The following is a 9,976-nucleotide window of genomic DNA, read 5'->3' on the forward strand; positions in this document are numbered from 1 at the left end:
ACGAACATGAGAAAGGAAAAACCATTGGTGATCGTAGCGACACCAAACATCTGCTGGCTGCATCCGGAGGTGGCATATCCGGGAAACGCTGTGGAAATCGGGGAGGAAGCGGCACTCTGCCGGGAAGCCGGAGCCGCTGTACTGCATACCCATGCCGAGGGGCAGTGGAAGGAAGTTTATGACGAGGTAAAGAAACGCTCTGATATCATCCTCCAGGGCGGCATGTCAAGCATTCCGCTTCAGGAGAGAATCGAGCTGTTTGAGCTGAAGTATGACATGGTTTCAATCATTGCCAACCATCATGCGGAAGCATTTAAAGAGGTGAACTGTGATGTGCTTCACCCGTTATCAGAGCTGGAAGAATACGCGGCGGCCTGCAGGAAGTACGGTGTAAAACCCGAATTTGAAATCTGGCATACAGGCTCCATCTGGAATTTGAACCAGCTGATAGAGAAAGGTCTTTTAGACGCTCCATACATTACGACACTGTTCTTCGGATGGCCGGGCGGCACATGGTCACCGGCCACCGTGGAAGAGTATTTGTACAGACGCAGGCTGATGCCTGAAAACTGCGCCTGCACCGTAACAATTATGTGTGAGGAGCAGATGGATATACTTGCGGCGGCGATCTTAAATGGAGACCATGTGCGCGTGGGAACCGAGGATTATCCGTTTAACCAGCAGGGAAAGGTATGCACGACCCATGAGCTGGTACAGGAGATTGCAGACGTTTCCAGGAGTCTGGGGCGGGAAGTGGCAACGGCGGCCCAGGCCCGGGAGATGCTGGGATTATAAAGGAAAAGGGAAGGATAAGACTATGGGGAAGAAAGTTGCGGTTGTAACGGGCGCGGCCAATGGAATCGGTCAGGCATCGGCTTTAAAATTTGCCAGGGAAGGGTATGCGGTTGCTATGATCGACATCAGTCCGGCGCTCAGCAGGACGGAAGAAATGGTGACTGAAATGGGGGGAGAATTCCTCTCCTGCGTGGGCGATGTCCAGGATGAGACGGCCATGGAGAATTTCATCAATACTGTGATCGAAGTCTATGGCAGAATCGACGTGCTCAACAATAATGCGGGAATTGTGGTCGTAAAGCCTTTGGAGGACACGAAATTCGAGGAATTCGAGCGTGTGGCCAAGGTCAATATCGGCGGAACCTTTGTCCTGACGAAGCTGGTGCTTCCGATGATGAAACAGCAGAAGGAGGGATCCATCGTCAATCTGGGGTCCATATCCGGCCACGTGGGTCAGACGGAACATGCCATTTACGGGGCGACCAAGGGGGCGGTCATCGCGTTTACGAGGGCGGTTGCCTGGGAGGTGGCGGATTACAACATCAGAGTCAACTCCGTGAGCCCGGGATCTGTGGATACTCCCATGCTGCGTTCGGATATACAGCTGGAGGCGACCCGCACCGGACTTCCGTTTGAAGATGTAAAGAAGGTAAGGGAAGCGGAGCAGGCCTTTAAACGCTGGGCGGAGCCATCCGAGATCGCCGAAGCCATCTATTTTCTGGCCAGCGACGGGGCGTCCTTCATTACGGGATCTGACTTACTGGTAGACTGCGGCTGGGCGGCAAAATAGGAGGAGCTTACATGGGAAAACGTTATTTTATTACAGGCGCCACCGGCTGTATCGGCGGCTGGGTGGTGAAAAATCTGATTGAATCAGGCCGGGAGGTTTATGCGCTGGTGCGCAGCCCGGAGAAGCTGTCTGTGCTGGAGCTGATTATGGAAAAGGAGGAAATCGGGAAGATCCATGTGGTAAAGGGAGATATTACCGATTACCAGCTGCTTCTTCATACTCTGAAGGACGATGAGATCGACACGGTCATTCACATGGCTGCAATGCAGATGCCGTTCTGCCAGGCGGACCCGGTTCTGGGCGCCAGGGTAAATGTGGAAGGCACGGTCAATATGTTCGAGGCGGTAAAGGCCTGCGGATTAAAGAAGCTGGTGTACGCCAGCAGCACGGCGGTTTACGGCCTGACGGAAGAGTATGAGGGCGGTGTCTACGACAACCGTTCGCCGTTCCATCCTCACGCCCACTACGGTGTGTACAAGCAGGCCAATGAGTGGAGCGCCAGGATATACTACGAAAAGGATTGCATTTCCAGTATTGGTTTAAGACCTTACGTGGCCTATGGACCACTGAGAGACCAGGGGATGACGTCCACCCCGACGACCGCCATGAAGGCCGCTGTCAAGGGAGAAGCATACGAGATTTCGTACGGAGGGGATTTCGATTTCCAGTATGTGGACGATGTGGCGAAGGCATTTATCATGGCGGCAGAGGCAGAGTACGAGGGGGCTCACTGCTTCAATTTCGCCGGAAATTCCGTAAATATGACGGAAGTGGTGAAGGCCATCGAGGAGGCGTGTCCTCAGGCGAAGGGGCTTATTACATTTAAAGACGAACCGCTGCCATTTCCAAAGAATGTCAGCGGAAATGAACTGGACCGGCTGATAGGGGAAGTGCCGGTGACGCCTCTGGCTGAAGGGGTCAGGCAGAGCGTGGAAATATTCAAAAGCCGCATGTAAGCGTCTGAGAGACAGACACTGAGTGCTCATAACAAGGAGGAGAAGATATGAAGTTAGGACGTATGGTTACGGTTATCTTGGCAGCAGCATGTGTGGTATCGATGGCGGGATGCAGACAGAAACAGGCTCCGGCGGGAACGGCGGAAGCTCCGAAGACGACGGAGGCGGCCAAAGAGGCGGCTGCGGAACCGGCCGCTGCGGAGAATAAGGAGGCAGGAGAGAAGATAAAGATCGGCATTTCCATGCAGGGAAATCAGAGCGGGTTTGTTCAGTATTTTACATCGGCCATGTATGAGTATCAGGCGACGAAGGCACAGGATATCGACATGGAAGTGGTATTTGCAGATGACGATCCGGCGAAGCAGTTCAGCCAGGTGGAAACCTTTGTGAGTAAAAAAGTAGACGCCATCATTATTCAGCCGGTAGACAAGACTCAGTGTGCGGCAGCCGTGGATCTGGCGGCGGATGCAGGCGTTCCGATCATCACGTTAAACACCGTCACGGACAGCACGAGAAACACGGCCCATGTGGGCTGTGACGACGAGCAGGCCGGTGAACTCCAGATGGAGAGAATCATCTCCGTATGCGGTCCCGATGCGAAGCTGGCTTACGTGGATGCGGTTCTGGGGCATTCCGCACAGGTGTTAAGGGCACAGGGGTATGAGGCGGTGCTGGCCAAGAATCCGGGTGTGGAGCTGGTCGTACACGATACGGGAAACTGGTCTCCGGAGGAATCCATGAGACTTGTGGAGAACTGGCTGCAGGCAGGAAAGGACGTAGACGCCATCCTGTGTATGGCAGACTGTCAGCTTACCGGTGTCATTACAGCTGTTGAAAACGCGGGCAAGATGGGGGAAATCAAGCTGGCGGGAATGGACTGTGATCCGGTGATCTTAAAAGCAATCAAGGACGGAAAAGTGGACTGTTCCATCTGGCAGGATGGTCTGGCACAGGGAGAAAATGCGCTGCGCCTTGCCATTTTAGCGGCCCAGGGCGAGGAAATATCCGATTATATTATTCCTTACGAGGTTTGTACGAAGGATAATATCGAAGAGTACGAGAAGAAAGCGGCTGAACGTGACGAGCTGGCGAAGAAATATTTCTAATCAGCAGAAACGGCGAGGTATATGCGGGGAGCGCTGCGCGGGGGTGCGCGCAGGCTCCCCATTTAAACAAGGAGGGGGCAGCATGGCTAATCAGACGGAAGAGAAGAATCATGAAATCATAGTGGAAATGAAAAATATAGACATGCGTTTCCAGGGCGTGCACGCACTTGATGATGTGTCCATCACCTTAAGACGGGGTGAGGTGCATGCGCTGATGGGGGAAAACGGTGCCGGAAAATCCACACTGATGAAGATTCTGGTTGGGCTCTATGTGCCGACAAAAGGGGAAATTTACTACAAGGGGAAACAGGTGCATTTTAAATCGGTCATGGACACGAAGAAGGCCGGAATCAGTATGATATTTCAGGAATTCAACCAGGTAAAGTACATGATGGTAATGGAAAATATCTATCTGGGCCGGGAGCCGATGACCAGGACAGGCTGTGTGGACTATCAGAAAATGTACGAGGATTCCAAGCGCCTGCTGGAGGGGCTGGGAGTAGACTTAGACCCGAAAGCGAGGATGGCGGATTTAACGGTGGCAAAGTTTCAGCTGGTGGAGATTGTAAAGGCAATTTCCTACGATGCGGATGTCATCATCATGGACGAGCCGACTTCGGCGCTGAGCCAGACGGAGATTGAATATCTGCTGAAGACGGTGAGACGGTTATGCGACCAGGGAAAGGCGATCGTATTTATCTCCCATAAGCTGGAAGAGGTATACGGGGTCTGCAACCGTGTGACGATTCTGAGAGACGGACGCTTTATCCATACCGGTCTGGTGAAGGATATTACGGAAGCCGAGATGATCAAATATATGGTGGACCGTGAGATTTCCGAAATGTATCCGAAGCAGCAGGCGAAGATCGGGGACGTCGTTCTGGAAGTGAAGAATTTAACCAGGGCGAAGGAATTTGAAAATGTGAGCTTTACTCTGAGAAAGGGAGAAATCCTGGGACTGGCAGGGCTCATGGGCGCCGGAAGAACGGAGGTCGTAGAGACGATCATGGGTGTCCGGAGGCCGGACAGCGGAGAAATCTATTTAAACGGAGAAAAAATTGTGAACCGAATCCCGGAGGACGCCATCCGGCGGGGGATTATCATGGTTCCTGAAGATAGAAAGAAAAACGGTCTGGTGCTGAAGCTGGGGATCAGAGATAATCTCCTCATGTCGGCACTGCGCAAGTGTCTGAAAAACGGGGCGCTTAACAAGTCTTTAGAGACAAAGTACTGCAAGGAATTCGGGGATAAACTGGAGATCAAGAGAAGCAGCGACGACCAGCTCTGCGCGAATCTTTCCGGGGGAAATCAGCAGAAGGTGGTCGTGGCACGCGTGCTGAACGCGGATCCGGATATTATTATCCTGGATGAGCCGACGAGAGGAATCGACATTAAGACGAAGTCCGACATTCACCGGCTGATGTCCACGCTGGCCTGCGAAGGGAAGTCCATCATTATGGTTTCCTCGGAGCTGCCGGAGGTGCTGGGGATCAGTGACCGGATTCTGGTGCTGAATGAGGGGCATGTGACCGGAATCTTAAACAGGGACGAGGCCGATCCGAGTATAGTGATGAAGTACGCGGTCAAGAAGGAGATTGGGGGAGAAGAACATGGCAGAGAAAACAGCTGAAAAACAGAGTGTAAAAGAGTTTGTCAATAATCATGGTATCGTCATTGGGTTTGTCATAATATTTTTGTATTTATCCATATTTGCTCCGAATTTCTTAAGCGCCAGCAATATGATTAATATACTGAAGCAGATTTCCTGTATCGGCATCGCCACCATCGGCGTAGGTGTGCTGATCATCATGAACTGCATCGACTTGTCGATCGGCTCCATGTTCGCGCTGTCCGGCGTGACGGCGGGAATCATGGTATCGAGCAGTGTGGCGGGATACGGACTTCCGGCTTTTGTCGGATATGCGGTAGGAATCGCCACCGGCGTTCTGTTCGGCGCATTTAACGGAATCATCGTGGCAAAGGGCAAAATCCCGGCATTTATCGTTACCATGGGCACCCAATCCATCGCCAGGGGCCTTGCACTTATCCTGGCTCATGGAATGCCTATCGGCAGTTTTTCGGATTCCTTCAACTATCTGGGTTCTACCTCCATCGGAGGCGTTCTGCCGTGGTCAGTCATCGTGTTTGTTATCGTGGTCATCGTGATGAATTTCGTCATGAAGAAACGCCCCATCGGCCGCTATGTTTATGCGGTAGGCGGCAATGAGGACGCCGCCCGAGTGGCCGGCATCAACGTGGATAAGATCAAGATCCAGGCGTATTTAATAGAGGGCGCGCTGCTGGGACTGGCCAGTACGCTCATGGCCTCCAGGCTGAAATCGGCTTCCCCCAACCTGGGGGTAGGCTATGAACTGGACGCCATCGCAGGCTGTATCATCGGCGGTGTCAGCTTCACAGGCGGCATCGGCAAGGTATTCGATATGGTTTTGGGCGCTCTGATTATCGGTGTGATCAACAACGGTATGGATTTGCTGGGCGTTGAGGCGTTCTATAAACAGGTTGTGAAAGGATCGATCATCGTCGTCGCGGTATTAATCGACAGAAAGCGGTCCGGACGAAGTTAAGAATACGGCTGAAAAACGGTTACAGACTGGAAAAATGCTGGAGTGGTGTGGTATACTGGTACTAATTTTTAATCACACGCGAGTACAGCTTTGCATTATGAATGCAGTGCTGGATAAAGGAGGGCGAAGGGATGGTATTGCAGTCATTGGACCGCGGGCTGGATGCGTTAAATATTCTGGCAAAGCATGATCTGGTGTCGGTTACGGAACTGGCTAAGGAGCTGGAGGTGGATAAGAGCACGGCTTCCAGGATCATGGAAACGTTGCGCCAGCACGACATGGTTCAGCTGGATAAAAAAACGAGGAAATACAAGCTTGGATTCCGGGTGCTGCATCTGGCTGAACGGTTCCGCAGCAGACTGCAGATCATCGATATCGCGCGGCCGGTCCTTTTGGAAGTCAGCCGGGAACTGGGGCAGAGCGTTCATTTATGCGCCTATAATAAGGGGATGGTCTATGTGATTGACCAGGTGGTCAGCGACCTGCCTTACTCCATGTCGGCCATGGTAGGGCTGATCGAGCCGATCCATTCCTCATCTGTGGGAAAATGCATTTTCGCCTACCGCACACCGGAGCGGATGGAGGAGATTCTGGAGGATTATGAGTTTACCAGCTACACGGTCCATACGATTACAGAGAAGGCTAAGCTTCTGGAGGAATTTGAGAAGATCCGGAGCCAGGGATATGCAGTGGATGACGAGGAGATGTTTATCGGTGTCCGTTGTATTGCCGTTCCCGTATTCGGCTACTTAAACAGTGTCCGCTACGGAATCGGTATCTCCGGTCCTATCGATTTGATGTCGCCGGAAAATCTGGAGATATACAGAAAAAGGCTGATGGTGGCCGCTAAGAAGATCAGGCGGGAAGTGGAACTGCTCTGATGATCGAAAGATAACAGGAAATTTTTATGAGAGAGTAAGACGGAGAAGCAGGAAATTCTGTTTCCCCGTCTTATGGTTTTTTTGTGTGTGGGAGATTTCCGGGATACTCAGCATTTCAAGTAACTGTGGAAGAAAGAAACGTTTCTATTTCTGTACGTGCCAGATTAAAGCCACCGACCTGACAGTGCTGTTCTCCGCCTTCCGAAGCCGTAAATATCCGGCTGGTGACAGAGGAGGCGTGAGTCAATTTTCGCTCGATCTGTCGCATTCTCTTAACCGGCACATACTGGTCGCATGCTCCGGCAAGAAGAAGGACATCCTGGGTAACCAGACTGATACAGTCTGTAAGCCTGTGGCATTCTATGTTTTTCAAAAAATCATAAGGCGCTGTGGTACCGGTAATATACATTCCATGCGTTATTTTCCAGTTTAGGTCCAGGTCAGACTCCATTTTCCGCCGTATCAGGGAATTGATAAGTTCTCTCCTCCCGGTTAATAAAAGCAGCCGGAGAACAGTTCCTTTTAAAGGTGAGAGACGGCTTAAAATAAGATCGAGCCCCCAGTAAAAGATGTCACAGCATATTACACGATGAATTCTTTTGTCAAATGCCGCCGCCCGCGGCGCCAGATAGCCGCCCCAGGATATTCCCAGAATTGCGACACTGTTGAGATGAAAGTAATCGAGAATGGCCTTTACTGGTTTTTCCCACTCGTAAGTAAAGACGAGGCCATTTTTTCTCGCCTGCCCCTGACCCGGCCCTTCAAATAATAAGATGGTATAGCCCTTATCCGGATATTCTTTTAGGAGCGGATAAAATTCTTCCATAAAGGAATCGTAGCCGCCGTGAATCAGGATAACACCCCGCTCATTTTCTGCCGAATGGAGGTTAGGAGGACTTACAATGTCTGACGAACAGAGATGAGGGGCACTTCCCGGTCTGGCTTTTAAGCGGATTGCAGGCAAATATGTGTTCTGATAGGGAACTTCGAACCTCTCCATGGAATCTTCCCTATATGCCAGGTCAAAGCACTCCCGGAAAAGCCTGTAACACTCTTCTTTTCGGACTGATGTATCAGGGAGGTAAAATTCTGCCATGCGGTAATAAGCGGCTGCATATTTGAAACGCTGCTCCGTGCGGGCTTTTTCAGCTGCGGCCCACCAGGTGGCCGACCAGCTTTCCATATCGGTGATTTTGGAAGCCGCTGCCGTTATCTCTGCCAGTGTCCGGGCATTTTGATCGGCTAGCATCCGGGCCTCTTCGTCTGTCTGCGACGGCGGCGCAGGATCGGAGAGGACGGACATCAGCGCGCGGTTGATCTGAAAGTTCATCTGCTCATCATCGGAAAAATGAAGAAACATAGTCTGTAAACACCTCCCCGCATCGATGAAGCAGTTTCATATTGACTGCAGCCACTACGGTTCCGGCGGCCACGGACAGAATCAGTTTCCAGACTGGATATTGAAGCAGATGCAGGGCATCCAGAAAGATCAGACAGCAGGGAATCATTGTGAGCAGCGCGGTAATGGCACCCGGAACGTAACTTCTGTATACAAGAGCCGTTCCAATGAGGTGTATGAGAATGAGGTGCAGGATATTGGCGGCCAGGAAGCCAAGCCACAATTCATAGTGTCTCGTAAAGTAACCGAACGCCGATACAAGGGTCAGAAGCAGCAGCTCCTCGCAGACAGCGATCGAGAAGCTTTCCGTATTGAAAAATGTGCCGAATGGGACGAAGCGTACCCGAATAAATCGTTTTTTGGGAGCCTCACTGTTTTTCCATGGGATGGCGAGAATGATCTCTTCCATATCGTGGAGGATAAACAGGAGCGGCAGCAGCCATACAATTGCTTTCATAAATCATCATCTCCTTTCCCTCCGATTGTAAGGAGTCCGGAAAAAAGTTTCAATCACCAGATGGAACGGAACTGATTGGATAAGCAATAAAATGCGACAATTAGTTGCTTATCCATATAGAATGTGCTATTCTGCTCGTATCAGGCTGCTATTCTTGCACGTAAGCGGTCAAAAGACGCCCGCTAAGTGCTCATAGCGAGGAGGAAATGGCATGAATCAGCAGGATTTGCGTGTGATTAAAACGAAGAAGAATATAGAAGAGTCATTTCTGCGGCTGCTGGAAAAGAAGTCCTTTTCCGAGATCACGGTGCAGAATATACTGGATGAGGCGCTGATCAACCGGTCCACCTTTTACAAACACTATTCGGACAAATACGATCTGGCCAGACTGCTGTCGGACCGGATGTTTCAGGAGTTTCAGGATATGCTGGAAAATCGTTTTCTGGCATCGCAGAACAGGGAAGTATATGAGACTATCGATGTGATTTACGAGGTGCTGTATGATAAACGGGAGGCATTTCTGAATCTGTGGAAAATACATACGGATGAGGTTCAGCTGGAGAACGAGATGGCGGATTATTTAAAGCACCGGTTTATTGCTGCCTACAGTTCAGGCTTTATCGGCAACGCCAGCCAGATGGATTATTTGTCCGGAACCTACGCGGCCCTGACCATGTCGTCCTTAAAATGGTGCCTGAATCATGACTATGATACGGTGCGGGAGATAGTTCCGCCTTTTGTACGCAATATCCTTCTGGCAATGCAGGAGTTCCGGCAGCTAGAACATAAATGCAAAGAACATGGGGAGAAGCTATGAAATATTTTGGAGCAGGACTGGGGGAAATGCATAAGGAACTGGGAACGATGATACGGAAGGCGGATCGTCTGGAGGATGCCAGGCGTCTGTTTTCAGAGCTTCATGGCGCCCTGCATCTTTCGGAGGTGTCGGGTGGCGAGGAGAATGAGCTGGACCGGCTGACCGGAGACCTGGAGGACCCGGAGTATGC

Annotated in this window: 10 protein-coding genes and 1 pseudogene; 9 read left to right on the forward strand and 2 right to left on the reverse strand. The window is 51.2% G+C overall.

What is annotated here, in order from left to right:
- Positions 1–6 precede the first annotated feature (6 nt).
- The 7 genes from ACLTD4_RS02630 (at position 7) to ACLTD4_RS02660 (ending at position 7,113) form a co-directional block, all read left to right on the forward strand.
- Positions 7–795: a 3-keto-5-aminohexanoate cleavage protein gene (locus ACLTD4_RS02630; protein WP_055658855.1), complete on the forward strand. Its 789-nt coding sequence runs from the start codon at positions 7–9 to the stop codon at positions 793–795.
- Positions 796–817: 22 nt separating this feature from the next.
- The gene (locus ACLTD4_RS02635) at positions 818–1,585 is read left to right on the forward strand and encodes an SDR family NAD(P)-dependent oxidoreductase (RefSeq protein ID WP_002601383.1); all 768 of its coding nucleotides are present in this window, start codon (positions 818–820) and stop codon (positions 1,583–1,585) included.
- A gap of 11 nt (positions 1,586–1,596) precedes the next feature.
- On the forward strand, positions 1,597–2,541 hold the full coding sequence (locus ACLTD4_RS02640) for an NAD-dependent epimerase/dehydratase family protein (protein ID WP_117634005.1): 945 nt from the start codon (positions 1,597–1,599) through the stop codon (positions 2,539–2,541).
- A gap of 47 nt (positions 2,542–2,588) precedes the next feature.
- Positions 2,589–3,647: a sugar ABC transporter substrate-binding protein gene (locus ACLTD4_RS02645; RefSeq protein WP_117634004.1), complete on the forward strand. Its 1,059-nt coding sequence runs from the start codon at positions 2,589–2,591 to the stop codon at positions 3,645–3,647.
- 82 nt (positions 3,648–3,729) lie between these two features.
- Positions 3,730–5,277 carry a sugar ABC transporter ATP-binding protein gene (locus tag ACLTD4_RS02650; protein WP_002601380.1) on the forward strand — a complete coding sequence of 516 codons (1,548 nt, stop codon included), beginning with the start codon at positions 3,730–3,732 and terminating at the stop codon, positions 5,275–5,277.
- Complete coding sequence (locus ACLTD4_RS02655; RefSeq protein WP_002601379.1) at positions 5,258–6,232, forward strand: ABC transporter permease; 975 nt, start codon at positions 5,258–5,260, stop codon at positions 6,230–6,232. The genes ACLTD4_RS02650 and ACLTD4_RS02655 overlap by 20 nt, the downstream gene beginning before the upstream one ends.
- Positions 6,233–6,363: 131 nt before the next feature.
- Complete coding sequence (locus ACLTD4_RS02660; RefSeq protein WP_117634003.1) at positions 6,364–7,113, forward strand: IclR family transcriptional regulator; 750 nt, start codon at positions 6,364–6,366, stop codon at positions 7,111–7,113.
- 115 nt (positions 7,114–7,228) lie between these two features.
- Here ACLTD4_RS02660 and ACLTD4_RS02665 read toward each other — a convergent pair whose 3' ends face one another.
- Positions 7,229–8,473, reverse strand: a complete 1,245-nt coding sequence (locus tag ACLTD4_RS02665; protein ID WP_055658860.1) for an alpha/beta hydrolase family protein — start codon at positions 8,471–8,473, stop codon at positions 7,229–7,231.
- Positions 8,451–8,969, reverse strand: a complete 519-nt coding sequence (locus tag ACLTD4_RS02670; RefSeq protein WP_055658862.1) for an HXXEE domain-containing protein — start codon at positions 8,967–8,969, stop codon at positions 8,451–8,453. Before ACLTD4_RS02670 ends, ACLTD4_RS02665 begins: the two co-directional genes overlap by 23 nt.
- Before the next feature lie 211 nt (positions 8,970–9,180).
- Here ACLTD4_RS02670 and ACLTD4_RS02675 point away from each other — a divergent pair, with 211 nt between their 5' ends.
- On the forward strand, positions 9,181–9,786 hold the full coding sequence (locus ACLTD4_RS02675) for a TetR/AcrR family transcriptional regulator (protein ID WP_117634002.1): 606 nt from the start codon (positions 9,181–9,183) through the stop codon (positions 9,784–9,786).
- Positions 9,783–9,976, forward strand: a pseudogene (locus tag ACLTD4_RS02680) (DinB family protein); the annotation flags it as partial. The gene ACLTD4_RS02675 and the pseudogene ACLTD4_RS02680, both read left to right, overlap by 4 nt.

This window comes from Hungatella sp. (genome assembly GCF_046966825.1).